The organism is Pseudarthrobacter sp. MDT1-56 (genome assembly GCF_059383555.1).
The window spans coordinates 1-24,303 of sequence record NZ_JBWZCK010000017.1 but is presented as its reverse complement, the minus strand read 5'-3'; the positions used below and the strand labels follow the sequence as shown (position 1 = coordinate 24,303).

Here is a 24,303-nt window from a genome sequence, read left to right as displayed (position 1 = left end):
CGTCCCGCCGCCCACGGCGGCGGCGGTCAGGCCCGCCAGCCGTCCGGCCCGGCGCTCCCGGCGGCGTATTCCTCCAGCGGTGCGCTGTCCCGGGCCCAGGCTTTGAGGACGGGCTCCAGGATCCGCCAGCAGTCCTCCGCGGTGTCGGCACGGACGGAGAGCAGTGGATCTCCGGTCAGGACGCCCTCCAGGACCTCCCCGTACGGCAGCAGCTCGGAGGCGCAGAGCTCGGACTTGAGCGTGGCACGGTCCAGGCTGAGGACATCGCCGGGGCCGTTCACATCGACGTCGAATTCCAGGGTGTCCGGACCGAAACCGATCCTCAGCTGGTTGGGGGAGTCCACCCCGGTGAAGCCCTTCGGCAGGTGCGGCACCGGCCGGAACGTCACCACGGCTTCCTTGCGTTTGACGCCCAGGGCCTTCCCGGAGCGCAGGATGAAGGGGACGCCCTGCCAGCGCCAGTTGTCGATCTGCACTTCCACCTCGGCGAGCGTTTCGGTGCCCCGGGCCGGGTCGACGCCGTCCTCCCTGGCGTAATCCGGGACCCTCCGGCCGTCGATCGATCCCGCGGTGTACCGGGCGCGGCGTGTGCTCCTGGCGTAGGGAGCCTTGATGCTGCTGGCCCGCAGCACCGTGGCCACGGCGTCGCGGAGGTCGCGCTCGTCCACCGAGGCCGGCGGTTCGAGCGCCATCAGGGCCATGATCTGCAACAGGTGGCTCTGGATCATGTCGCGGAGGGCGCCGGCGCCGTCGTAGTACCGGGCGCGGCCCTCCAGCGCGAGATCCTCGTCAAAGACAATCTCCACCTTTTCAATGTGCTCGCGGTTCCATACCGGCTCCAGGAAGGTATTGGCAAAGCGCAGCCCCAGGATGTTCAGCACCGTCGCCTTGCCCAGGAAGTGGTCCACCCGGTGGATGTGGTCCTCCGGGACCAGGGCCGACAGGGTTTCATTCAGGTGCCGGGCCGACGCCTCGCTGGAACCGAACGGCTTCTCCATGACCAGCCGGGTTCCGGCCGGCACCTGGCCGGGGGCCAGAGCCTCGCAGGCCAGCTGGCTGACGCGCGGCGGCAGCGCGAAGTAGATGGCGACGGGCCCCTCCAGCCGGGCCAGCAGGCCGGCCAGCTGCCCGTCGGCCGTGACATCGAGCTGGTGGTAGCCGGTGGTTTCGCGGATCCGCTTCAGCTCCTGCCGGCCGTAGGCCTCGGCCTGGGAGTTGGCGTCGGCGAAGGACTCGTCGATGCGCTCCAGCCACTGGTCGGGGGTCCACGCATCCGAGCCGGCGCCCACCAGGGTCAGGCCGTCGGCGCGTCCCCGGGACACGAGCCGGGCCAGCCCCGGCAGCAGCAGCCTGCCGGTGAGGTCGCCCGAGGCGCCGAGGATGAGCAGGGTTTTTACGGTTGTTTGGCTGGTCACCTAAGCCAGCATGCCATCTTGAAGGCGCGTCTTGGTACCCTAGATAGTCGAGTCCCGTTGTCGAGGCAGTTCGTTCCGGCGAACATCAGTCGCGACGCTGGCGTGCCGGACCGGCCGCCATCTGTAGATCCACTGAAAGAAGTGCACGGCGCGTGTTCAATTCACTCTCTGACCGGTTGACAGCAACCTTCAAGAATCTCCGTGGCAAGGGCCGCCTGACCGAGGCGGACGTTGACGCCACAGTCCGCGAGATCCGGCGTGCCCTCCTGGACGCCGACGTCGCCGTGCCCGTGGTCCGCGAGTTCACCGGCCGCGTGCGCGAGCGCGCCCTCGGCGCCGAAGTCTCCGCCGCGCTGAACCCCGGCCAGCAGATCGTTAAGATCGTCAATGAGGAGCTCGTCGAGATCCTCGGCGGCGAGACCCGCCGGATCCGCCTCGCGAAGACCGGTCCGACCATCATCATGCTCGCCGGCCTCCAGGGCGCCGGGAAGACCACCCTGGCCGGCAAGCTCTCCAAGTACCTCAAGGCGCAGGGCCACAGCCCCCTCCTGGTGGCCTGCGACCTGCAGCGTCCCAATGCCGTGACCCAGCTCCAGGTGGTCGGCAAGCGCGCCGGCGTGCCCGTCTTCGCCCCGCACCCGGGAGCCACCTCCACCGAACTTGAGCACCCGGCCGGCGACCCGGTCTCGGTCGCCCGGGCCGGCGTCGAGGAAGCCCGCCGCACGCTGCATGACGTCGTGATCGTTGACACCGCCGGCCGGACCGGCGTGGACGCCGAGATGATGGAACAGGCGCGCCAGATCCGCCGCGCCATCGTTCCCAACGAAGTGCTGTTCGTGGTCGACGCCATGATCGGCCAGGACGCCGTCAACACGGCCATGGCCTTCGACGAGGGCGTCAACTTCACCGGCATCGTGCTCTCCAAGCTCGACGGCGACGCCCGCGGCGGCGCCGCACTCTCCGTCTCCTCCGTCACCGGCAAGCCCGTGATGTTCGCGTCCACCGGTGAAGGCCTGGACGACTTCGAGCTCTTCCACCCGGACCGTATGGCCTCGCGCATCCTCGACCTCGGTGACGTGCTCACCCTGATCGAGCAGGCGGAGAAGTCCTGGGACAAGGACGAGGCTGCCCGGATGGCGAAGAAATTCGCCGACCAGGAAGACTTCACCCTGGAGGACTTCCTCGCCCAGATGCAGCAGATCCGCAACATGGGTTCCATGAAGAAGATGCTCATGATGATGCCCGGGGCGCAGAACATCCGGCAGCAGCTTGAGCAGTTCGACGAGCGTGAGATCGACCGCGTCGAGGCGATCGTGCGTTCCATGACGCCGCATGAACGCGTCGCCCCGAAAATCATCAACGGTTCCCGCCGGGCCCGGATCGCGCGCGGCTCCGGTGTGCACGTCTCCGAGGTCAACGGCCTGCTGGAGCGTTTTATTCAGGCCCAGAAGATGATGAAGAAGATGGCTGCCGGCGGCGGCATGCCCGGCATGCCGGGGATGCCCGGCATGGGCGGCGGAGGGGCCCGCAAGGGTGCCAAGAGCGCGCCGAAGAAGAAGGCCCGCTCCGGCAACCCGGCCAAGGCCGCCCAGGAGCTCAAGGATGCCCAGGCACGGCGGGCCGAGGGCGCCAAGGCCCTCCCGACCGGTGCCGCGTTCGGGCAGCAGGGCGGCGACTTCGATCCCTCCCAGCTGAACCTGCCCAAGGGCTTCGACAAGTTCCTCGGCGGCGGCAAATAGGCCCTGCCGGCCGAGATGTCGCCGGCCCGTTGCCGGGCCGGTGTCATAGGGTTAGACCATGTTCAAGCAGCGCGTAGTCTTCGTCCACGGGGCGGGCAGCTTCGGCGCTGCGGCGTGGCCGAAACAGCACGGGATGGCGCTGAACTACGACGCGCTGTTCCTGCGCCGGCACGGGTATGACCCCGTTGCGGAACCGCTGGAAACCGACTTCGCCGCCGACGCCGCCATCGTCCTTCGTGCGCTGGCCGACGACGGCCGCGGCGAGGCCGGCGGCCACGTCGTCGCGCACTCCCAGGGAGCCATCTCCGCAATGATGGCCGCCGTCGAACGGCCGGACCTGGTGCACTCGCTGACCCTCGTGGAACCGGCCTGCCTCTCGCTCACCGCGGAGCTGCCGGCGACGGCGGCGCACCGTGCCTTGATGCAGCCGCTCTTCGAGGTCCGCCACCACCTCAGCGATGAGGATTTCCACCGCGAATTCGTCCGCCGGGTGTTCGCCGCCCACACCCCGGCCCAAGCGACTCTTGGCGCCCCCAGCCCGGAAGACCAGCGGGAGGCGCGCCGCCTGCGCTTGCAGGTTCCGCCCTGGGAGGCCCCGCTGCAGATTGTCCCCGGCGTCCCCACCCTGGTCCTGACCGGCGGCTGGGAACCGCTGTATGAAGAGATCGCGGGCTACCTGCGTGAGACCGGCGCCCTGCACCGCACCGCGGCGGGCGGGCACCGGCCCCAGGATTCGGCAGAGGGGAACCGGCTCATCCGGACGTTCATCGCCGACGTCGGCCGGCAGCAGCACTCCAAAGCGTCATAGCACCGGTCCTCCTAGCACCTGGCCGTCCGGAACCGCTCCGCGGCTTAGGCTTGAACCCATGACCCGCATCATCGAGTTCAGCGGCACCGTCCTCACCGGCCCGGACACCGAACACCAGGGCCTGTGGTCCGTCGACGGCCACCTGAGCTTCCACCGGCCCGCCGGCGCCCCGGATCTCGTCCTGGACGGGTGGGTCATCCCCGGGCTGGTCGACGCGCACTGCCACATCGGGCTCGGCCCCGGCGGGGACGTAACCGCGCAGCAGGCGGAAGAACAGGCGACGACCGACCGCGACGCCGGAACCCTGCTGGTCCGCGACGCCGGCGCCGTCCACGACACCCGCTGGCTCCAGCGCCGGCCGGAGCTGCCGCGCATCATCCGCTCGGGCCGGCATATCGCCAGGACGCGGCGGTACCTGCGGGGCTTCGCCGTCGAGGTTGAACCCGATGCCCTGGTCGAGGCCGTGCGCAAGCAGGCGCGCGCCGGCGACGGCTGGGTCAAGCTCGTGGGGGACTGGATCGACCGCGACGCCGGCGACCTGGCCGCGAGCTTCCCGGCCGGAATACTGAAAGACGCCGTCGCTGCCGCCCACGACGAAGGCGCCCGCGTGACGGCACACTGCTTCGCCGAGGACACCCTCGATGACATGCTCGACGCCAGGATCGACTGCATCGAGCACGCCACGGGCCTGCTCCCGCGGCACCTGCCGCGGTTCGTCGAACAGGGCGTGCCGATCGTGCCGACGCTCATCAACATCGCCACGTTCCCCGATATAGCCGCGCAGGCCGAGGGGAAGTTCCCCCGCTACGCGGCGCATATGCGCTCCCTCTGGGAGCGCCGGGCGGAACGCGTCCTGGCAGCCTTCGAGGCCGGCATCACGATCTACGCCGGGACGGACGCCGGCAGCGTCATCAGACACGGGCGCATCGTCGACGAACTCCAGGCGCTGCACGCGGCCGGACTCCCGGCCGCGGCGGCGCTGGACGCCGGCGCCTGGGCCGCCCGTGAGTGGCTCGGGGCGGACGGGATCTCCGACGGCGCCAGCGCCGACGTCCTGGTCTGCGCCGAGGATCCGCGCCGCAACCTGGCCACCCTGCAGGGCTTCAAGGGCATCGTGCTGCGCGGAGAACTGGTCCGCTAGGAACCTTCCCGCTCCATTAGGAATAAATTGAAGCTTCAAGTAATTTATATCTATGAAGGGTCATCGACGGACGGTGGCCGCCGAAGCATCGGAGCGATCACATGACTGCAGAAACCAGCACCCAGGATCTTCTTCCCGCCGAACTCACCATGGGCACCGTGATGCTCAAGGTCGGCGACATGAAGCTCATGACGGACTACTACCAGCGCGCCCTCGGCCTCGACATCGTGGCCGAGCAGGACGGCGGACTCTACCTCGGGCGCAAGCAGAAACCGCTGGTCCACCTGGCACCGGCCCCCGGGCTGAACCTGCCCGCCCGCGGCGAGGCCGGCCTCTTCCACACGGCCCTGCTGTTTGAGGACCAGTCCTCGCTGGCAGCCACCGTCGCCAGTGCGGCACAGTTCGAGCCGCAGGCCTTTACCGGCAGCGCCGACCATCTCGTCAGCGAGGCCTTCTATTTCAATGACCCCGAAGGCAATGGCATCGAGCTCTACTGGGACCGGCCCCGCGACGCCTGGTCCTGGGACGGCAAGAACGTGGTGATGGACAGCCTGGCCCTGCCCCCGCAGCGCTACCTCGAGCAGCACCTCACCGAAGCGTCGCTGGCCGGCCAGCGCGAGGCGGACGCCGGCGTCGGGCATGTCCACCTGCAGGTCGGCGACGTCCAGTCCGCCCAGGACTTCTACGTCGGAACCCTCGGGTTCGAAAAGACGGCCGGGTGGCACGGCCAGGCACTGTTTGTCTCGGCCGGCGGCTACCACCACCACATGGCCATGAACGTCTGGAACAGCCGAGGGGCAGGGCCGCGCCGGGACACCCTGGGCCTGGGCGAGGTGCTGATCGAGGTACCGGCCGGGGACGACGTCGGCGCTCTCGCCGACCGCCTCAAGACCGCCGGGGTCCAGTCCCACCACACGGGAGCTGAACTTCGTTTCGAGGACCCGTGGCGCAACCGCATCCGAGTCGCCGTTCGCTGAGTGCCCGCTGTTCCCTGCGTCGGCGCCCGGCTTATCCAGCCCCAGGGACATGTCCAGCGCAGGCGGCAGCGGATGGACATAGAGGCTCTATGTCCAGGGGCGCGGGTCCGGGGCGAGCATGTCCACCGGGCCGGCAGTGCGCGGCGGGGTCAGGGAGGGCATGTCCAGTCTGAGTGCCCCCCGGGCTGGAGCGGCTAGGCTGAAGTGACGCCAAAAAACAGCGGCCCAGCGCCGCCGGACAGCTAAGGACAAGCTCCATGGGATTCACCGAAGTCTTTGTTTCCACCCACGATGAAGCCCTTAAGCGTGCTGCTGCCCTCGACGGCGGGGCCGCCGCAGCCTCTGGTGCGGTCCGGATAGCGGACATCACCGACTTCGAAATCGAGCGCCTGGGTGACCTGGCCGGCACGGCCGTCCACGCCTCCGGCGCCGACTACGAGCTCGCCATGGTGGATGTCGCCAGTGACTCCCTGCTTGGGGTGCCGCCGGCGATGGTCCGCGCCCTGGCCGAGCTGCTCAGCTATGAGACCGAGGGCGAGGGCAACGTCCTGGACGAGGTCGCCGAAAGCTGGGCCGCCGAAGAGGACATGCCCTTCGGTGCGGAGCTGTCCGCCCGCTACGTCCGGCAGCTCGCCGAACTGGCCGCCGAGGTCGATCCCGCCAGCAAATCCGGCCTCTACGTCTGGACATCCTGACCCGATTCAGCCCCTGTATGGACCGGTTGCGGGTGTCAAGTCGAATTCCCGCCGCTGATCTGGCACAATAAACAGGTACTCGATCTGCGTGGCCCCTCTCTCCGCGTCCGGATCTTGTCCTTTTAGAACCCCCTAGTACGGCCCGCCCCACGGGTGCAGAACGCCGGGCTCGACCCCGTTTCAGAAACAGGAGTGACCACAAAAGTGGCCGTAAAGATTCGCCTTAAGCGCTTTGGCAAGATGCGCGCACCGTACTACCGCATCGTCGTCATGGACGCACGCTCCAAGCGTGACGGCCGTGCCATCGAAGAGATCGGCAAGTACCACCCGACCGAAGAGCCCTCGTACATCGAGGTCGACACGGACCGTGCCCAGTACTGGCTCGGCGTCGGCGCACAGCCGTCCGAGCAGGTTGCCGCGATCCTCAAGATCACCGGTGACTGGCAGAAGTTCAAGGGTCTCCCGGGCCAGGAGGGCACCTTGAAGACCAAGGCTCCCAAGGCTGCCTTTGTTACCCCGGAAAAGGGTTCCGTGATCATCCCGGAAGCCATCACCAAGAAGGCCAAGAAGGACGATGCAGCCGAGGCTCCCGCCGACGCCGAAGCAGAGACCACCGAGGCTGAGTAAATTGCTGGCAGAAGCGCTCGAACACCTCGTCCGCGGGATCGTTGACAGTCCTGACGATGTCAAGGTCAGTGCGAAGAACAACCGCCGCGGGGACACCCTCGAAGTGCGCGTTCATCAGGACGACCTCGGACGGGTGATCGGCCGCCAGGGCCGCACCGCACGTGCCTTGCGCACTGTGGTGGCAGCACTGGCGGACGGCGAGCCGGTCAGGGTCGACGTCGTCGACACCGACCGCCGCCGGTAACGCTTCCAGCAACACTTGTCTTGAGTCCGGCCCCTTCACCAGATAATGGTGGAGGGGCCGGACTGTTTTCCCCCGCAGATCCCCCCAACACCAACCCCGAACAGAGGAACAGATGCAGCTTCAGGTGGCACGAATCGGCAAGCCCCACGGCATCCGCGGCGAAGTGACCGTCCAGGTGCTCACCGATGCGCCCGGCGACCGCTTCGTCCCGGGAACCCAGTTCGTGGTGGAGCCTGCCTCGGCCGGCCCGCTCACCATCATCAGCGCCCGCTGGAACAAGGACATCCTGCTGCTCGCCTTTGAGGAAATCGAGACCCGCAACGAGGCGGAGACCCTCCGCGGCGCCAAGCTCTTCATCGAAACCGCGGAACTCGACGACGATGACGACGACGAGGGCTGGTACGAGCACGAGCTTGAGGGCCTGGAGGTCCGCGTCGGTGACCAGGTGGTCGGCAAGGTTTCCGGCCTGCACACCCTCCCGGTCCAGGACCTGCTCGTCGTCACCGCGACGGACGGCAAGGAAATCCTGATCCCCTTTGTGGAGCAGATCGTCCCCGAGGTCAACGTCGGAGAGGGCTACGTGCTCGTCACCCCGCCGCCGGGACTCTTTGAGGTCAACGCCGAGGACGAGGCCAAGTCCGGGGACAAGCCGGCTGGCGACAAGCCGAAGTCCGCAGCGGCCGCCAGCGCCGAAGACCGCGCCGACACCGGGGACAACGCCTAAATGAGGGTCGACGTCGTCAGCATCTTCCCGGAGTACCTGGCGCCGCTGGAGCTCTCCCTCATTGGTAAGGCGCGCCAGGACGGGCTGCTGGAGCTCAACGTCCACGACCTCAGGGAGTTCACCACGGACCGCCACCGGACCGTGGATGACACCCCCTACGGCGGCGGCGCGGGCATGGTCATGAAACCCGAGCCCTGGGCCCAGGCCCTGGCCGCCGTCGCGGCGGACCGCCCAAGCGACGCGGCCAGGCCGGTCCTGATTGTGCCGTCACCGGCGGGGGAGCGGTTCACCCAGGCCACCGCCCACGAACTCGCCGGGGAAGAGCGGCTGGTGTTTGCCTGCGGGCGTTACGAAGGCATCGATGAGCGCGTGATGGAATGGGCGGCCGGGCACTTCACGGTGCGGCCCATGAGCCTGGGCGACTACGTCCTCAACGGCGGCGAAGTGGCGGTGCTGGCGATGGTGGAGGCCATCGGGCGCCTGCTGCCCGGCGTCGTCGGCAACCCCGAGTCCCTCGTGGAGGAGTCGCACTCGGACGGGCTGCTCGAGTACCCCGTGTACACCAAGCCCTCCAGCTGGCGGGACCGCGAGGTCCCCGCGGTACTGCTCAGCGGCAACCACGGCAAGATCGCCCAGTGGCGCCGGCACGAGCAGTACCGGCGCACCGCTGAACGCCGCCCGGACCTGCTGGAGCAGTTCGACGCCGCCAAGCTGCCCCGCGCGGACCGCACCGCCTTCGCGGACCTGGGGTACGACGTCGTCGACGGCCGCCTCAGGCGCCGCGCGGACGCCGGCGGGGATTCCGCCTGACCGGATTGGCTGGACGGCCCCGGATGTGGCAAAATTAGTCCTTGTGCCTGCTGGGTGCGAACCTGCCACAGGGGGAGCGTCACCAACAGCGCGGCACCCCGGCCCCGTCAATTCCTGACGAAGCCGGATTCACAAAATTTTCGGCGTGAATTTCCGGGCCGCAATTGCGCCCGGGCTTGGCCGCCGTGACCCAACGTGAAGGACCTGTGGCGTTCACCAGGAGTGAATCAATGCATATTCTCGATTCCGTAGACGCAGCCTCGCTGCGCACCGATGTTCCCGTCTTCCGTGCGGGTGACACCCTCAAGGTGCACGTGAACATCATCGAAGGCAAGAACTCCCGCGTCCAGGTCTTCCAGGGCTTCGTCCTGGGCCGCCACGGCGACGGCCTGCGCGAAACCTTCACCATCCGCAAGGTCTCCTTCGGTGTTGGTGTGGAGCGTACCTTCCCGGTGCACTCCCCGATCATCGAGAAGATCGAGCTCGTCTCCAAGGGTGACGTGCGCCGCGCCAAGCTGTACTACATGCGCAACCTGCGTGGCAAGGCCGCGAAGATCAAGGAAAAGCGCGACTTCCAGACCGCAAAGTAAGTCCCTCCGGACTTACACCGCAGGCTTCCACCGCGGGTCCACGGACCGTGTCCGGCCAGCGCCGGAGCATCCGCAACAGCGCTGTTCAGTTAAGAAAAGCGTTAGAGGATACGGATCATGGAACACACAAAACGCCAGCCCAGGAAACTCGGCTGGCGTTTTGTGTTGCTGGCCGTGGTGCTGGCTGTGCTCATCAGCGGCCTGGTCCGCTCGTTGTGGCTCGATGTCTACTACATCCCCTCCGCCTCGATGGAGCCGATGTTCCGCGAGGGCGACAGGATCCTCGTCTCGCGCACGGACTTCCGCGCCGAACCGGTGGCCCGTGGAGACATTGTCGTCTTCGACGGCCGCGGCTCCTTCGCCCCGCTGGACAGCGGCAACGGACCGGTCCTGGACTTCCTGAGCGGCATCGGCCACTGGGTCGGCCTCTCCGGCGGCGACACCACCTACATTAAACGCGTCATCGGGCTCCCCGGTGACCACGTGGTCTGCTGCGACGACGGCGGCAGGCTCACAGTCAACGGCCAGCAAGTTGCGGAACCCTATCTTTTTGAAGGTGACTCCCCGAGCGAGCTGAAGTTCAGCGTGATCATGCCCGCGGGAAGGGTCTGGCTGATGGGGGACCACCGCTCCCTGTCGGCCGATTCCCGCAGTCTCTTGGGTGCCCCCGGCGGAGGCATGGTCCCGCTGGACCGGGTGATCGGCAGACCCGTCCAGATCATCTGGCCGATTGATAGATTTGCAGCAGTAGGACGGCCCTCCGAGGCCGCCACAACGACTTCGAAGAACGGACAGTAAATGCCCGAGACCGGACCCCGGACTCCAGATCCGCGGGGGCAGGACCAGCCCCTGGCCACCTCCTCAGCGATCCCCGCCACGGAGGCCCCTGCTGAGCCTGCCGTCCGCGCGGATCACGGGGTTACTGGCGGGCCGGCGCATGCGGGAGCCGCGTCGAAGCGAGCGCGCCGGGCGAAGTCCCGGGAACGCTACAGCCCGCTGTTCCTCTGGGCGAAGGAAGTGGCCACCGTGGTGCTGGTCGCCATCGTGCTGTCCTTCCTGATCAAAACCTTCCTGTTCCGGGCGTTCTACATCCCGTCGGAGTCCATGGTCAGCACCCTGGACGTGAACGACCGCATCTTCGTGAACCTCCTGGTCCCGGAACCCTTCGCCCTGGAGCGCGGCGACGTCGTCGTGTTCAGGGACACCCAAGGCTGGCTGGTTCCTATGGCGGAGAAGGAAACGGGGCCCTTCACCTGGGTCCAGGACGGGCTGATGTTCATTGGCCTGCTCCCGGACAACTCGGAGCAGCACCTCGTAAAGCGCGTCGTGGGCCTGCCGGGGGACAGCGTGGCCTGCTGCGACGCCGGCGGACGGCTCCTGGTCAACGGCACGCCCCTGGACGAGCCTTACATCAACCCCGCCGAAGTGCCCCAAATCCGCGACTTCGACGTCGTGGTCCCCGAAGGGAAGGTCTGGGTGATGGGAGACAACCGGAACCATTCCGCCGACTCGCGCGCCCACACGGACAGCAACGGCGGCTTCGTCGACATCGCCGACATTGAAGGCAAGGCCGCCGTCATTGCCTGGCCGCTGAACCGCATCACCGCCCTCGACAACTACCCGGACGTCTTCCGCGACGTGACCGACCCGGCCGGAAAGTAGCGGCTGACGTCATGTCCGAAGCCCCGACGCTCGACTACGAACGGCGCTTCCGCAGCTCCGGCGCCAGGCTCCTTGCCGGCGTCGACGAGGTGGGCCGCGGCGCCCTCGCCGGGCCCGTCAGCGTGGGAATCGCCGTCGTGGACCTCCAGCAGCAGAAACTGCTCGCCGATGTGCGGGACAGCAAACTGCTCAAAGTGGCGGACCGCGAACGCCTGGTGCCGCTGGTCCGAAGCTGGAGTGTGGCCTCGGCCGTCGGCCATGCCTCCGCGAATGAGATCGACGCCCTGGGCATCGTCGCCGCGCTCCGGCTCGCCGGAACCCGCGCCTGGCTCGCGGTCCTGGCCGCCGGGGTGATCCCGGACGTCGTGCTGCTGGACGGCAGTCACAACTGGCTTTCGCCGACAGCGCAGCCGTCCCTGTTCGACGACGGCCCGGCGGAGCCCGGCTGCGACGCGCCGGTGCATACCCTGGTCAAGGCCGACATGCAGTGCCTGAGCGTCGCCGCGGCGTCCATCCTGGCCAAGGTGGAGCGCGACGGCATGATGCGCGAACTGCACCACGAATACCCCGCCTTCGGCTGGGACGAGAACAAAGGCTACGGCACCGCCACGCACAAGGAAGCGATCCGCGCCGCCGGACCCACGCCGTACCACCGCGTGAGCTGGCAGCTGCTCGCGGACTGACGTCCGCCCCGTTCCCGCCCGGATGGCAGCGGCGCCAGGGGTGCCGCGGGACGGACCGTGGCGCGCGCGGCGCGCCGGATGGTGCAAGATGGAACCATGAGTGCCGAGGACCTTGAAAACTATGAGACCGACATGGAGCTGCAGCTCTACCGCGAATACCGCGACGTTGTCGGGCTGTTCAGCTATGTGGTCGAGACCGAACGGCGTTTCTATCTGGCCAACCACGTTGACCTGCAGGCCCGCAGCGCCGACGGCGAGGTCTACTTCGACCTGACGCTGCAGGACGCCTGGGTCTGGGACGTCTACCGTTCCGCCCGCTTCGTCAAGAGCGTCCGCGTGATCACCTTCAAGGACGTCAACGTCGAGGAGCTCCCGCGCAGCGAGGAACTCGCCCTGCCCAAGGCCGGGGATCTCGGGAACTGACCGGCGAACCCGCCCGCCGGCATGCTGAATTCGTTGTCATATCAGTCCTCCTGAATTGGTGAGGGTGTTCCCCGGACGCCTGGTGGCTGCCGGCACTTGAAAGCTATGGCGTGGCCCTGACAATCTGTGGTGGTCCGCGTCGGTGGCCCGGAACGCCGGCTATCCAACTCGCCGGCCCTGGCCGAGGGTTTCCCACATAGCGTCCTGCACGCCTGTGCCAAGCTCTTGCCGCGTCGCAGGCTGGTCTTATGAGAGCTAAAGACGTGCTGGGCCGGCGCGGGGAGGAACTCGCAGCCGGTTATCTCGAAGCCCACGGCATGCGGATCGTGGACCGCAACTGGCGGTGTTCCGAGGGTGAAATCGACATCGTCGCCCTCGACGGCGACACTCTGGTCATCGCCGAAGTGAAGACCCGCAAGTCCCTCGCGTACGGGCATCCGTTCGAAGCTGTCGGTGTGGACAAGCTGGCCCGGCTGCACCGGCTGGCCTCCGCCTGGTGCCGAGACCATGAACTCCGTATGCCGCTAAGACGGGTCGATGTGATCGCCGTGCTCGACGACGGTATCGGTGCCCCCGCTGTGGAACACCTCAAAGGGGTGGGGTAGGTGGCGCTCGGCCGGACCTATGCGGTAGCCCTCGTCGGGCTGAACGGCTACATCGTCGAAGTGGAGGCCGACATCGGCCAGACCCTGCCGGCATTCATCATCCTCGGGCTGCCGGACGCTTCGCTCAACGAGGCCAAGGAGCGGATCCGCTCGGCCGCCCAGAACTCCGGAATTCCGCTGAGCCGCCGGAAGATCACCGCCAACCTCATCCCCGCGTCGTTGCCCAAACGCGGCTCCGGTTTCGATCTGGCCATCGCCATGGCCGCCCTGCTGGCCTCCAACGATGTCCGGTCCACGGGCCGGACGGTGTTCATCGCCGAACTGGGACTGGACGGCAGGCTGCGGCCGGTCCGCGGCGTCCTTCCCGCCGTCATGGCCGCGGTGCGGGCAGGCTACGCCGACGTCGTTGTGGCCCAGGCAAACGCAGCCGAGGCCGAACTCGTGCCCGGCGCCCGGGTGCAGGGCTACATCACGCTGGCCCGACTGGCCTTCGATTTCGGTGCCGATCCGCAGGACCTGGCCCTCGACTTCGACCCGGCCCCTGACCCTGACGAACCGGAGGCCGGAGCCGACGCGCTGGCCTTTGCGCCGCCGGACATGCGCGACGTCTCCGGGCAGGGGGACGCCCGGCGGGCACTGGAAGTCGCCGCCGCCGGCGCCCACCATCTGTTGCTGACAGGTCCTCCGGGCGCGGGAAAAACGATGCTGGCTGAACGGCTGCCCGGACTCCTGCCGGACCTGGGAGACGCGGAGGCCATGGAAGTGACCGCCATCCATTCGCTCTGCTCGCTGACCTCAGCCCCGCTGCAACTTGTGCGCAGGCCGCCGTATGAAAACCCGCATCACACCGCCACCTCCGCGGCGATCATCGGAGGAGGCTCAGGGCTGCCCAGACCGGGAGCTGCCTCCCGGGCCCACCGCGGAGTGCTGTTCCTTGACGAGGCCCCGGAATACGAGCGCAGGGTCCTGGATGCGCTCCGGCAGCCGCTGGAGAGCGGGGAGCTCGTGCTGCACCGTGCAGCGGGAACAGCGGCGTACCCAGCCCGCTTCCAGCTGGTGCTCGCGGCCAACCCGTGCCCGTGCGGCAAGGCCACGGGCAAGGGCGTGGACTGCATCTGCACCCCGACCATGCGCCGGCGGTATCTGGCCCGCCTGTCCGGGCCGCTGCTGGACCGGGTCGACATCCAGCTGCAGGTGGAGCGGGTATCGCTGGCCGACTTTGGCCTACCCGGGGCCGAGGAGGACACCGCCACCATTGCCGCGCGCGTCCACGCTGCACGGGAGCGCCAGCTGAAGCGGCTGCTGCCCTTCGGCATGGAAACCAACGCCCAGGTCCCTGGGCGCGTCCTCCGGGGTGCCCTGCGGCTCAGCGCCCCCACCACCCGCATCCTGGACCACGCCCTGGAACGCGGCACGCTGACAGCCCGCGGCTACGACCGGGTGCTGCGGCTGGCGTGGACCCTGGCCGACCTGGCCCTGCGGGACATCCCGGAGCCGGACGACATCGGCCTGGCCCTCAATCTTCGGCAGGCCGCCGTCGCCGCTTAGCTGGACATTCCGCGTACGCCGCCGCGTGCGTGCGGCGCCATCATTCATCGCCATCCTGCGAAAGGAACAACACCATGACAGAGAGCGAACGGACCGCCCGGGCAGCGTTGTCCCGGCTGTTTGAGCCGCAGGACGCTGCAGGCCTCGCGCTCGTCCGCGTCGCCGGACCGGAGGACGCATTGAAGATCGCCACCGGCCAGCTGGCCGCCGGAGCCGAACTGGAGCGGGAGATCTTCCAGCTGCTGGACGAGAACGGCTCAGGCAGCGGCTGGACAGGCCTGGGGACAGCCCGTCAGCGCTGGGCGCCGAGGGTCCCGGACCTCGCGCCGGCACGGGACCTCGCCACGATGCAGCGGCTCGGGGGCCGCCTGATTATCCCTTCGGACGAGCTGTGGCCCCGCCAGTTGGCGGACCTCGGACTGCAGGAACCGCTCTGTCTCTGGTGGCGCGGCATCGAGCAGGAGCTGCCTGCGCCCGCCCGGTCCGTTGCGCTGGTCGGTTCCAGGGACAGCACCTCCTATGGTGCGTCCGTGACAGGCGACCTCGCGTATTCGCTGGCACAGCGTGGTTTCACGATCATCTCGGGCGGCGCCTATGGGATCGATGCGCACGCGCACCGGGCAGCTCTCGCCGGCGGCACGGCCGGGAGCATGCCCACCATCGCCGTGATGGCCGGGGGAGTGGACCGTTTCTACCCCTCCGGCAATGAGGATCTGCTGCGGGCAGTCGCGAACCAGGGCGCGGTCCTGGCCGAGGTCCCGCCGGGCTCCGCGCCGACTCGGTACCGGTTTCTGCAGCGCAACCGGCTGATTGCTGCGCTGGCGTCCGTCACGGTCGTCGTGGAAGCCCGGTGGAGATCGGGCGCGCTGAACACAGCCCACCACGCGGAAACGCTGGGCAGAGCCGTTGGCGCAGTGCCGGGGTCGGTGCACAGCGCCAACTCCGCGGGCTGCCACCGGCTGCTCCGGGAAGGAGGGGCGGTTTGCGTCACCGACGCCGGGGAGGTCGCGGAGCTCGCCTCGCCCAGCGGCGAATCGCTGCCCGAGGTCAAGACCGGCCGGGCGGCGGTCCAGGACGGGTTGACCCTGGAAGACCTCATCCTGCTGGACGCCCTGCCGCTGCGGGCCACCACCTCTGTCGAGAAGCTCACCACCGTCGCCGGACTATCCGCCGATTCGGTCCGCGCGGGCCTGGGCCGTCTCGGGCTGCTGGGCCTGGCCGAATCGCACCGCGGCGGCTGGAAACGGTCCGGCTCGGCAGGCTGACGGGCGGCCAGCCTCCGGCGGTGGCGGGTGGCGGCAGGTCACAGGCCGGCACCAGACCCGCGGCTCGCCGCCTGGCTCCTTGATCGCCCGGCTATTCCTGCGAGAGTTAGGGGGTGTCCACACAGCAGATCCCGGCCGCACTGGCCAAGGCCGCCCAGGGTTTCGGCCGCTACCTGGAAGCGGAACGGGGGCGGTCGGCCCACACTGTGCGCGCGTACCTCGCCGACGTCGGTAGCCTCCTGGAGTATGCGGCCTCCGAAGGGGTGGAAGACCCCGCCGGGCTGGAACTTGGCACCCTGCGGCGCTGGCTGGGATCGCAGAGCGAAGCGGGGATGTCCCGCGCCACGCTGGCCCGCCGCTCCGCCACCGCGAGGGCCTTCACCGCCTGGGCCATCCGTGAGGAACTGATCGATTCGGACCCCGCCCTGCGGCTGAAGGCGCCGAAGCGGGAGAAATCGCTGCCCGGAGTACTGCATCAGCAACAGGTCCTTCGGCTCGTCGAAGGCACGGAAACCGCGGCCGCCGCAGGCGGGCCCCTGCCGCTGCGGAACCGCGCCATGGTTGAACTGCTCTACGCCACCGGGGTCCGGGTCGGCGAGCTGGCCGGTCTCGACGTGGACGACCTCGATCCCGACCGCAGAACCCTGCGGGTGCTCGGCAAGGGCAACAAGGAACGGACCGTGCCCTACGGCCTGCCTGCGGCGCTCGCCGTCGACGACTGGCTGCGCCGGGGCCGGCCCGCCCTCGCCACGGAAACCTCCGGCCCGGCACTCTTCCTCGGCGCCCGCGGCCGACGCGTGGACCAGCGGCAGGTCCGCAGTGTCGTCCACGATCTGCTGGAAGCCCTGGGGGACACCGCCGCGACCGGTCCGCATGCCCTGCGGCATTCCGCCGCCACCCACCTGCTCGACGGCGGGGCTGACCTCCGGGCGGTGCAGGAAATCCTGGGCCACAGCAGCCTGGCCACCACCCAGATCTACACCCATGTCTCCGTCGAACGGCTCCGGCAGAGCTACCAGCAGGCCCATCCAAGGGCCTGACCCCAGAGCCCAAGCCGGGCCGGTCGCCAGTAATGCTTCCATACCGGTCGCCGCGCGGCGCGCCGGGAAAGACGCGCCGAATTGCACTGGCGTAATGCGGTGGGGTACGGCAGAATAAGACTCACGCCCGGCAACTTTCAAGTGATGCTTGAAGCTCTTGAGCATCAAGCAATACCGACGAACAGGGCAGTAACTTAATAGTCTGGCAGGGACCACCCGCATCATCACGGACCCGCGCACCAGACAGACATCCAGGCAGAGGTCGTTGGGGAAGACGTACCTACAGCTATGGAGGATGGAATGTCTGTTGCACTGACCCGCGGTGTGTTGTTTGTTCACTCGGCCCCAACGGCCCTGTGCCCCCACGTTGAGTGGGCCATAGGTTCTGTTGTGGACAAGCGGACGGATCTTGAGTGGACTGCTCAGCCAGCAGCGCCCGGAATGTACCGGGCTGAGTTGTCGTGGGCCGGAAATCCGGGCACGGGAGCTCAATTGGCGTCTGCGCTCCGGGGCTGGGCGCACCTGCGCTACGAAGTCACGGAGGAGCCCAGCCAGGGCGTCGACGGCGGCCGCTGGTCGCACACGCCGGAACTCGGCATCTTCCACGCTGCCACAGATGTGCACGGCAACATCATGGTCTCCGAGGACCGCATCCGCTATGCCTACGAATCCGGCGCCGGCGACCCCTCCGCTGTCTACCACGAGCTCTCCCTGGCACTTGGCGAAGCCTGGGACGAGGAGCTCGAGCCCTTCCGGCACGCCGCCGAAGGCGCTCCGGTGCGCTGGCTCCACCAGGTCGGCTAGAGCCCCAGACAGGCTGGAGCCCCAGCCCGGTCGGAAGGCCAGCCCGGCGGCAATGCAGGGCTCAGCCGCAACACACTCCATAGCACCGCCAAACGACAGATGGCGGCAATGTTCACGTAGAACATTGCCGCCATCTTGGCGTGGACGGGTGGCGTGAGCTAGACGCTCCGCACCGCGATAACGGCGTTGTGGCCGCCGAAGCCGAAGGAGTTGCTCAGCGCCGAAATGCTGCCGGAGGGCAAGTCGCGGGCCGATGTAACGACGTCGAGCGGGATCTCCGGATCCTGGTTTTCGAGGTTGATGGTCACCGGTGCCTTGCGGTCGTAGATGGCCATGACGGTCAGCACGGCTTCCACGGCACCGGAGGCGCCCAGCAAGTGCCCCATCTGTGACTTGGTGGCGGAGACTGCGACGCTGTCCAGCTGCTTGCCGAGGGCGGCCTTCAGGGCCGCGTACTCGGGCTTGTCGCCGACCGGGGTAGAGGTGGCGTGCGCGTTAACGTGCACCACGTCCTCCGGCTGGATCCGGCCGTCGAACATGGCAGCCTTCAGCGCGCGGGTGGCACCCAGGCCCTGGGGGTCCGGGGCGGTGATGTGGTACGCGTCGGCGGTGACCGAGGTTCCGGCCAGCTCAGCGTAGATCCGGGCGCCGCGGGCCAGGGCGTGTTCCTCGGCCTCCAGCACCAGGGCGCCGGCGCCTTCGCCCATGACGAAACCGTCGCGGCCAAGGTCGTAGGGGCGTGAGGCGTGCTCGGGATCGTCGTTGCGGCGCGAGAGTGCCTGCATGGAGGCGAACGCGGCGATCGGCATCGGGTGGATGGCGGCTTCGGCGCCACCGCAGACGACGACGTCGGCCTTGCCGGAGCGGATCAAGTCCAGGCCCATGTGAACGGCCTCGGTGCCGGACGCGCAGGCGGAGACGGGGGTGTGGGCGCCGGCGCGGGCGCCCAGGTCAAGGCTGACCGCCGCAGCCGGGCCGTTGGGCATCAGCATGGGCACAGTCATGGGCAGGACGCGGCGGGGGCCCTTTTCGCGCAGGGTGTCCCAGGCCTCCAGGAGGGTCCAGACGCCGCCGATGCCGGTGGCGAAAGCCACGGCCAGGCGGTCGTGGTCGACCTCGGTGATGCCGGCGTCGGCCCAGGCCTCGCGGGAGGCGACTACGGCGAACTGCGTGGACGGGTCCATGCGCTTGGCTTCGACCCGGCTCAGGACCTCGGTTGCGGGGTTGGATGCGCGGGCGGCAAAGTGGACGGGAAGCTCGTACTTCGCCACCCAGTCGTCCTCGAGCGTGTGCGCGCCGGAGACGCCCTTCAGCGCGTTCTTCCACATCGTCGGGACATCGCCGCCGATGGGTGTGGTGGCACCCAAACCGGTAATGACTACTTTGCGTGCCATGGGATCACTCTCTGTCGGTGCGCCTGCCGTATCCGGGGCTTGGGAAAGCCTGCCGGGGCCTGCGTTTGAAAAACTCTGGGGTGTTGCACTGGATGGTGCTGCAAATGGCGCGGTCCGGGGGTGCAGTTGCGCCCCCGGACCGGCCGGGGCCGAAATTAGGCCTGTGCGTTGGCGATGAAGCCGACTGCGTCGCCGACGGTCTTGAGGTTCTTGACCTCTTCGTCCGGGATGCGCACGCCGAACTTCTCTTCGGCGTTGACGACGATCGTCATCATCGAGATGGAGTCGATGTCCAGGTCCTCGGTGAAGGACTTGTCCATTTCGACGGCCTCGGTGGCCAGGCCGGTCTCTTCGTTGACGATTTCAGCCAGGCCGGCCAGGATCTCTTCGTTGCTAGCCATGATGGCTCCTTTTCTTGTTATTGCCGTTGGCTGCCGGTGTGCCGGCAGCTTCGGGCGGAAATGGTTCAAACCGAGGGCTCGGTTTGCCGTGGGATTTAAAAATGGGGGAAATACGGGGAAAGCGGCGAACGCCTACGGAAGCACGATCACTTGGGCACCGAAGACCAGTCCGGCACCGAAGCCGATCTGCAGTGCAAGCCCGCCGCTGAGCTGCGGGTTTTCCTGCAGCAGGCGGTGGGTGGCCAGGGGGATGGAGGCTGCGGAGGTGTTGCCGGCGTCGGCAATGTCCCGCGCGATGATGACGTGCTCCGGCAGCTTCAGCTTCTTGGCCATCTCGTCGATGATCCGCATATTCGCCTGGTGCGGGATGAAGGCCGCGAGGTCATCGGCGCCGATGCCGGCAGCGTCCAGTGCCTGCTGGGCCACCTTGGCCATCTCCCAGACCGCCCAGCGGAACACCGTCTGGCCGTCCTGGCGCAGCGTCGGCCAGAGCGCCGCGTCGGTGACGGCGGCTTCCTCGGCGCTCAGCGCGCCGCCCTGCTTGCCCGCCGTGGCGAGCTCGCGGAGGTCGAGCATGGAGCCGGTCATGCCGATCGCGTCCCACTTGCTGCCGTCCGAGCCCCACACCGACGGGCCGATGCCCGGGGTGTCGGAGGGGCCGATCACAACGGCGCCGGCGCCGTCGCCGAGGAGGAAGGAGATGGTGCGCTCGGTGTTGTCGATGACGTCCGAGAGCTTTTCCGCACCGACCACAAGGACGTAGTCGGCCGCGCCGGAGCGGACCAGCGCGTCGGCCTGGGCGATGCCGTAGCAGTACCCGGCGCACGCGGCGGAGATGTCAAAGGCGGGCGCCGGCGTCGCGCCGAGGCGGTCGGCGAGGCTCGCTGCGGCGGACGGCGTCGCGTAGGGGTGCGTCACGGTGGAGACGATGACGGCGCCGAGCTGGGAAGCCTCGATGCCGGCCTTCTGCAGCGCCTCGCGGGCAGCGCCCTCGGCCATGTCGATCACGCTGATGTCGGCGGGGGCGCGGTGCCGGGTGATGATGCCGGTGCGCTGGCGGATCCACTCGTCGGAGGAGTCGATCCACTGGCAGACGTCATCGTTGGTGACGATCACGTCGGGCCGGTAGGCGCCGACTCCCATGATGCGGGTGTTCTCGTGCAGGGGGGCCTGCTTCAACGTGGGAACGCTCATGCCTGTCCTTCCAGTTCTGCGAATAGGGCCAGGGCGGCGGACAGGTCGTCCGGGGTCTTGACGGTTACGGTCTTCACACCCGGCATGCCGCGCTTGGCGAGTCCGGCAAGGGTCCCGGCCGGAGCCAGTTCAATCACGCCGGTCACGCCGCGCTTCACGAGGGTTTCCATGCAGAGGTCCCAGCGGACCGGGCGGGAAACCTGGGCGATCAGGCTCTCGACGGCGGCGGCACCATCGGTGACCTCTGCGCCGTCGAAGTTGGAGAGCAGGGGGACCTGCGGGTTCCGCGGGTGCAGTGTGGGCCGGAGGGACCGCAGCGCCGCGACGGCGGGGGACATGTGCTGGGTGTGGAACGCGCCGGCGACCTTCAGCGGGATGACCCTGGCCTTGGCCGGCGGGTTCTCGGCGAGGGCTTTGAGCTGGTCCAGGGTTCCGGCCGCGACGGTCTGACCGGCGCCGTTGACGTTGGCTGCCGTGGCGCCGCAGGCCTCGATCGCGGCCAGGACCTCGGCCGGGTCGCCGCCGACAACGGCGCTCATGCCGGTGGGAGTGGCCGCAGCGGCTGCCGCCATGCTGTTGGCGCGTTCGCGGACGAAGGTCATGGCTTCGGTTTCCGTCAGCACACCGGCCAAGGCGGAGGCGGTGATTTCCCCGACGGAGTGCCCGGCGAGGATGACTGGCAGGGTGCCGAGTTCGACGTCGAACAGGGACTTCGCGGCCACCAGTCCGGCCGCGACGATCAGCGGCTGCGCAACGGCGGTGTCCTTGATGGTCTCCTCATCGGAGGTGGTTCCATGGGCGGTGAGGTCGATCCCGGCGATTTCGCTGAGGGAGGCCAGGTGGCCTGCGACAGGCGGCAGTTCCAGCCAGGGGGCGAGAAAACCGGGGGTCTGGGAGCCCTGTCCAGGGCAGACGATTGCAAGCACGTATCCAGCTTTCCAAACTACGGCGAGATTATCGGTGCATTCATGCACCAAGCTCACAGGGTCACTTTGTAGGAAGTCTACAACTTCTCAGGGGCTATTCCGCGAAGGCTGCCGCTCCGTGGCGGGCTTCGGCGGGGCCGCCAGCCGGCCAACAACGAGCGCCGTCTGGAGCACGAAGGCCTCCCGCGGCAACAGCGGATCCCAGCCCGTGACGTCGCAGACGCGCTTGAGCCGGTACCGCACGGTGTTGGCGTGGACAAAGAGTTCGCGGGCCGTGGCCTCGAGCGAATGACCCAGTTCAAGGTACGTGCCCAGGGTCTCCACCAGCCCGTTGGAGGCCGCGAGCAGGGGCCGGTAGATGTTCTTGACGAGGGAGCGCCGGGCGGCGTCGTCACCGGAAATCACCCGCTCCGGCAGGAGGTCATCGGCGGCGACCGGGCGCGGCGCGGCCGGCCAGGCGCGGGCAGCGGTCAGCCCCGCAAATGCGGACTGCGCCGAGCCGCTGGCCTCCAGCAGCGAACCCGCTTCGGCGCCGTAGACCACCGGGCCCGGGGCAAAAAGTTCGGCCAGCTTCAGGTACGCGGTTTCGCGGTCGTGGAGCCCGCCCAGGATGAGGATGAGCCGGTCGCCCTGGATCCCGACGAGGGCGTCCTCGGCGAAGCGTCCGGCGGTGCGGCGCAGCTCGCTGACGTAGCTGGCGTTCGGTTCCGACGGCGAATTGCCGACCATGACGGTGAAGCGCTCCTGCGCCTTCCAGCCCAGGGCGGCGATCCGGGACCGCAGGGCGTCGGTGTTTTCGCCGCGCAGGATGGCGTCCACAATGAGCGCCTCCAGCCGGGTGTCCCACGATCCGCGGGTTTCGGCAGCACGGGCGTACACATCGGCGGCGGCGAAGGCCACCTCGCGGGAGTACCGCAGCACCGCCTCGCGCAGCGCGCCCTGGTCCGCCTCCGGTGCGATCACTGGCACCTGGTCCTCCACCACTTCCACGACGATCCGGATCAGCTGGAGGGCCTTTTGCAGGCTGATGGAGCGGGTGAGTTCGGTCGGCGCCGTGCCGAAAACGTCGGACAGGATCCACGACGGCGAGCTGGGGCGCTCATACCAGGTGACGAAGGCGGCGATGCCGTTCTGGGCCACCATACCCAGGGCCGAGCGCTCGTCGGAGTTCAGCCGGCTGTACCACGGCAAGGATTTCTCGAGCTGGCGCAGCGTCGTCGTGGAAAGCTGCCCGACGCTCGCCCGAAGCTTCTTGAGCGTCTCGACCTTTTCCGGAGGCATCGCCCTCGAGGCGGGCTTGCGTTTTGCGGGAGTGGTGATCGGCTCGGCCATGCATCGAGCATACGGGGCCTGCCGCCCAAGCTCCATTTGTGCAAAGGCTACAAGGCGCCTTGTGCTGGATCACAGTGCTGGATCACAGTGCTGGATCCCAATGCGGCCCTGCAGGCTGACCGGGTGCCGCGCCGGACCGGGAGCGGGGCGTAAGCGGGGCTTAAACGCCGACGGCGGCCCCGCCTTTCGGTGGGGACCGCCGTCGTTGTTGCCGGGGTGACCCTAGGAGTCGCCGCCCGCGTTGCCGGTGGTGCCGGCGTTGACGTTGTGCAGGCGGTACTTTTCGATCGCCTGGGCCGGAGCCTGGGCATCCACCTCGCCGCGGCGGGCCAGCATCTGCAGTGAACGGACAACCACGGAGTGGATGTCGTTCTTGAAGAAGCGGCGGGCGGCGGCGCGGGTGTCGGAGAAGCCAAAGCCGTCGGCACCGAGCGAGGCGAACTCGTTCGGCAGGAACTGGCGGATCTGGTCCGGGACGGCCTTCATGTAGTCGGTCACGGCCACGATCGGACCGGTGGCGCCGGCGAGCTGTTCGGTGACGAACGGGACGCGGGCGGGCTGGCCGGGGTTGAGGAAAGCTTCTTCCTCAGCCGCCATGGCGTCGCGGCGCAGTTCGGTCCAGGACGTCACGGACCAGACGTCGGCGGAGACGCCCCAGTCCTCGGCGAGGACCCGCTGGGCTTCGAGGGCCCAGGGGACGGACACACCGGAGGCAAGGATCTGCGTGCGCGGGCCGTCGATCTTGGCCGGCGCCAGCAGGTAAATGCCCTTGATGATGCCCTCGACGTCGAGTTCCGCCGGAGCTGCCGGCTGGGAGATCGGCTCGTTGTAGACGGTGATGTAGTACATCACGTTCCGCGACGGGTCGTTGTCCGCCGGGCCGGGACCATACATGCGGTTGAGGCCGTCGCGCATGATGACGCCGATCTCATAGCCGTAGGCCGGGTCGTAGGTGACGACGGCGGGGTTGGTTGCGGCCAGGATCGGGGAGTGCCCGTCGGCGTGCTGCAGGCCTTCACCGGTCAGGGTGGTGCGGCCGGCGGTGGCGCCGATGATGAACCCGCGGGTCATCTGGTCCGCGGCGGCCCAGAAGGAGTCGCCCGTGCGCTGGAAACCGAACATCGAGTAGAAGACGTAGATCGGGATCAGCGGTTCGCCGTGCGTGGAGTAGGACGTGCCCGCGGCGGTGAACGCCGCCACCGAACCGGCCTCGTTGATGCCGGCGTGCACGATCTGGCCGGAGATGGACTCCTTGT

Annotated in this window: 26 protein-coding genes; 19 read left to right on the top strand and 7 right to left on the bottom strand. The window is 68.3% G+C overall.

The genetic code is table 11. From position 1 onward, the window contains the following. Nucleotides 1-26: 26 nt before the first annotated feature. Complete coding sequence (locus tag AC50YC_RS18605; protein WP_494954770.1) at nucleotides 27-1,415, bottom strand: glucose-6-phosphate dehydrogenase; 1,389 nt, start codon at nucleotides 1,413-1,415, stop codon at nucleotides 27-29. A gap of 152 nt (nucleotides 1,416-1,567) precedes the next feature. Here AC50YC_RS18605 and ffh point away from each other — a divergent pair, with 152 nt between their 5' ends. The 19 genes from ffh to AC50YC_RS18510 all read left to right on the top strand — a co-directional run bounded on the left by ffh (nucleotide 1,568) and on the right by AC50YC_RS18510 (nucleotide 17,800). Beyond that, nucleotides 1,568-3,154, top strand: coding sequence for a signal recognition particle protein (gene ffh, locus AC50YC_RS18600; RefSeq protein ID WP_494954769.1), 1,587 nt, complete (start codon nucleotides 1,568-1,570; stop codon nucleotides 3,152-3,154). Between the two features lie 58 nt (nucleotides 3,155-3,212). Continuing rightward, a complete protein-coding gene (locus tag AC50YC_RS18595; protein WP_494954768.1) occupies nucleotides 3,213-3,962 on the top strand; it encodes an alpha/beta fold hydrolase in 750 nt (249 codons plus the stop codon). Between the two features lie 58 nt (nucleotides 3,963-4,020). Continuing rightward, nucleotides 4,021-5,103, top strand: coding sequence for an amidohydrolase family protein (locus AC50YC_RS18590; RefSeq protein ID WP_494954767.1), 1,083 nt, complete (start codon nucleotides 4,021-4,023; stop codon nucleotides 5,101-5,103). A 101-nt stretch (nucleotides 5,104-5,204) separates the two neighbouring features. Next, a complete protein-coding gene (locus tag AC50YC_RS18585) occupies nucleotides 5,205-6,080 on the top strand; it encodes a VOC family protein (RefSeq protein WP_494954766.1) in 876 nt (291 codons plus the stop codon). A gap of 257 nt (nucleotides 6,081-6,337) precedes the next feature. Then, a complete protein-coding gene (locus AC50YC_RS18580) occupies nucleotides 6,338-6,775 on the top strand; it encodes a hypothetical protein (protein WP_494954765.1) in 438 nt (145 codons plus the stop codon). Nucleotides 6,776-6,979: 204 nt separating this feature from the next. After that, nucleotides 6,980-7,402: a 30S ribosomal protein S16 gene (gene rpsP, locus AC50YC_RS18575; RefSeq protein ID WP_024366590.1), complete on the top strand. Its 423-nt coding sequence runs from the start codon at nucleotides 6,980-6,982 to the stop codon at nucleotides 7,400-7,402. A 1-nt stretch (nucleotide 7,403) separates the two neighbouring features. Then, on the top strand, nucleotides 7,404-7,646 hold the full coding sequence (locus tag AC50YC_RS18570) for an RNA-binding protein (RefSeq protein WP_224046810.1): 243 nt from the start codon (nucleotides 7,404-7,406) through the stop codon (nucleotides 7,644-7,646). Between the two features lie 112 nt (nucleotides 7,647-7,758). Further along, the gene (gene rimM, locus AC50YC_RS18565; RefSeq protein ID WP_494954764.1) at nucleotides 7,759-8,370 is read left to right on the top strand and encodes a ribosome maturation factor RimM; all 612 of its coding nucleotides are present in this window, start codon (nucleotides 7,759-7,761) and stop codon (nucleotides 8,368-8,370) included. Next, the gene (trmD, locus tag AC50YC_RS18560) at nucleotides 8,371-9,180 is read left to right on the top strand and encodes a tRNA (guanosine(37)-N1)-methyltransferase TrmD (RefSeq protein WP_494954763.1); all 810 of its coding nucleotides are present in this window, start codon (nucleotides 8,371-8,373) and stop codon (nucleotides 9,178-9,180) included. A gap of 230 nt (nucleotides 9,181-9,410) precedes the next feature. Further along, on the top strand, nucleotides 9,411-9,770 hold the full coding sequence (rplS, locus tag AC50YC_RS18555) for a 50S ribosomal protein L19 (protein ID WP_354349938.1): 360 nt from the start codon (nucleotides 9,411-9,413) through the stop codon (nucleotides 9,768-9,770). 117 nt (nucleotides 9,771-9,887) lie between these two features. Further along, complete coding sequence (lepB, locus tag AC50YC_RS18550) at nucleotides 9,888-10,568, top strand: signal peptidase I (protein ID WP_494954762.1); 681 nt, start codon at nucleotides 9,888-9,890, stop codon at nucleotides 10,566-10,568. After that, nucleotides 10,569-11,432, top strand: a complete 864-nt coding sequence (gene lepB, locus AC50YC_RS18545) for a signal peptidase I (protein ID WP_494954761.1) — start codon at nucleotides 10,569-10,571, stop codon at nucleotides 11,430-11,432. A gap of 11 nt (nucleotides 11,433-11,443) precedes the next feature. Next, on the top strand, nucleotides 11,444-12,115 hold the full coding sequence (gene rnhB, locus AC50YC_RS18540) for a ribonuclease HII (protein WP_494954760.1): 672 nt from the start codon (nucleotides 11,444-11,446) through the stop codon (nucleotides 12,113-12,115). A gap of 96 nt (nucleotides 12,116-12,211) precedes the next feature. Next, nucleotides 12,212-12,538: a DUF2469 domain-containing protein gene (locus AC50YC_RS18535; protein ID WP_069952106.1), complete on the top strand. Its 327-nt coding sequence runs from the start codon at nucleotides 12,212-12,214 to the stop codon at nucleotides 12,536-12,538. A gap of 248 nt (nucleotides 12,539-12,786) precedes the next feature. Further along, nucleotides 12,787-13,143, top strand: a complete 357-nt coding sequence (locus tag AC50YC_RS18530; protein ID WP_494954759.1) for a YraN family protein — start codon at nucleotides 12,787-12,789, stop codon at nucleotides 13,141-13,143. Then, complete coding sequence (locus AC50YC_RS18525; RefSeq protein WP_494954758.1) at nucleotides 13,144-14,691, top strand: YifB family Mg chelatase-like AAA ATPase; 1,548 nt, start codon at nucleotides 13,144-13,146, stop codon at nucleotides 14,689-14,691. Between the two features lie 74 nt (nucleotides 14,692-14,765). Then, on the top strand, nucleotides 14,766-15,956 hold the full coding sequence (gene dprA, locus AC50YC_RS18520; RefSeq protein WP_494954757.1) for a DNA-processing protein DprA: 1,191 nt from the start codon (nucleotides 14,766-14,768) through the stop codon (nucleotides 15,954-15,956). A gap of 113 nt (nucleotides 15,957-16,069) precedes the next feature. Beyond that, complete coding sequence (locus tag AC50YC_RS18515; RefSeq protein WP_494954756.1) at nucleotides 16,070-16,996, top strand: tyrosine recombinase XerC; 927 nt, start codon at nucleotides 16,070-16,072, stop codon at nucleotides 16,994-16,996. A gap of 300 nt (nucleotides 16,997-17,296) precedes the next feature. Further along, nucleotides 17,297-17,800, top strand: a complete 504-nt coding sequence (locus tag AC50YC_RS18510) for a DUF3145 domain-containing protein (RefSeq protein WP_494954755.1) — start codon at nucleotides 17,297-17,299, stop codon at nucleotides 17,798-17,800. Between the two features lie 158 nt (nucleotides 17,801-17,958). Here AC50YC_RS18510 and fabF read toward each other — a convergent pair whose 3' ends face one another. The 6 genes from fabF to AC50YC_RS18480 all read right to left on the bottom strand — a co-directional run. Beyond that, nucleotides 17,959-19,194 (bottom strand): beta-ketoacyl-ACP synthase II, encoded by a 1,236-nt coding sequence (gene fabF, locus AC50YC_RS18505; protein ID WP_494954754.1) that lies wholly within the window; start codon nucleotides 19,192-19,194, stop codon nucleotides 17,959-17,961. Nucleotides 19,195-19,349: 155 nt separating this feature from the next. Next, nucleotides 19,350-19,595 carry an acyl carrier protein gene (locus AC50YC_RS18500; protein ID WP_090578669.1) on the bottom strand — a complete coding sequence of 82 codons (246 nt, stop codon included), beginning with the start codon at nucleotides 19,593-19,595 and terminating at the stop codon, nucleotides 19,350-19,352. A gap of 132 nt (nucleotides 19,596-19,727) precedes the next feature. Further along, the gene (locus AC50YC_RS18495) at nucleotides 19,728-20,789 is read right to left on the bottom strand and encodes a beta-ketoacyl-ACP synthase III (protein WP_494954753.1); all 1,062 of its coding nucleotides are present in this window, start codon (nucleotides 20,787-20,789) and stop codon (nucleotides 19,728-19,730) included. Next, a complete protein-coding gene (locus AC50YC_RS18490; RefSeq protein ID WP_494954752.1) occupies nucleotides 20,786-21,715 on the bottom strand; it encodes an ACP S-malonyltransferase in 930 nt (309 codons plus the stop codon). The genes AC50YC_RS18495 and AC50YC_RS18490 overlap by 4 nt, the downstream gene beginning before the upstream one ends. 87 nt (nucleotides 21,716-21,802) lie before the next feature. Next, nucleotides 21,803-23,047: a PucR family transcriptional regulator gene (locus AC50YC_RS18485; RefSeq protein ID WP_494954751.1), complete on the bottom strand. Its 1,245-nt coding sequence runs from the start codon at nucleotides 23,045-23,047 to the stop codon at nucleotides 21,803-21,805. 222 nt (nucleotides 23,048-23,269) lie between these two features. Then, a partial coding sequence (locus AC50YC_RS18480; protein WP_494954750.1) for a transketolase-like TK C-terminal-containing protein occupies nucleotides 23,270-24,303 on the bottom strand: 1,034 nt, incomplete at its 5' end.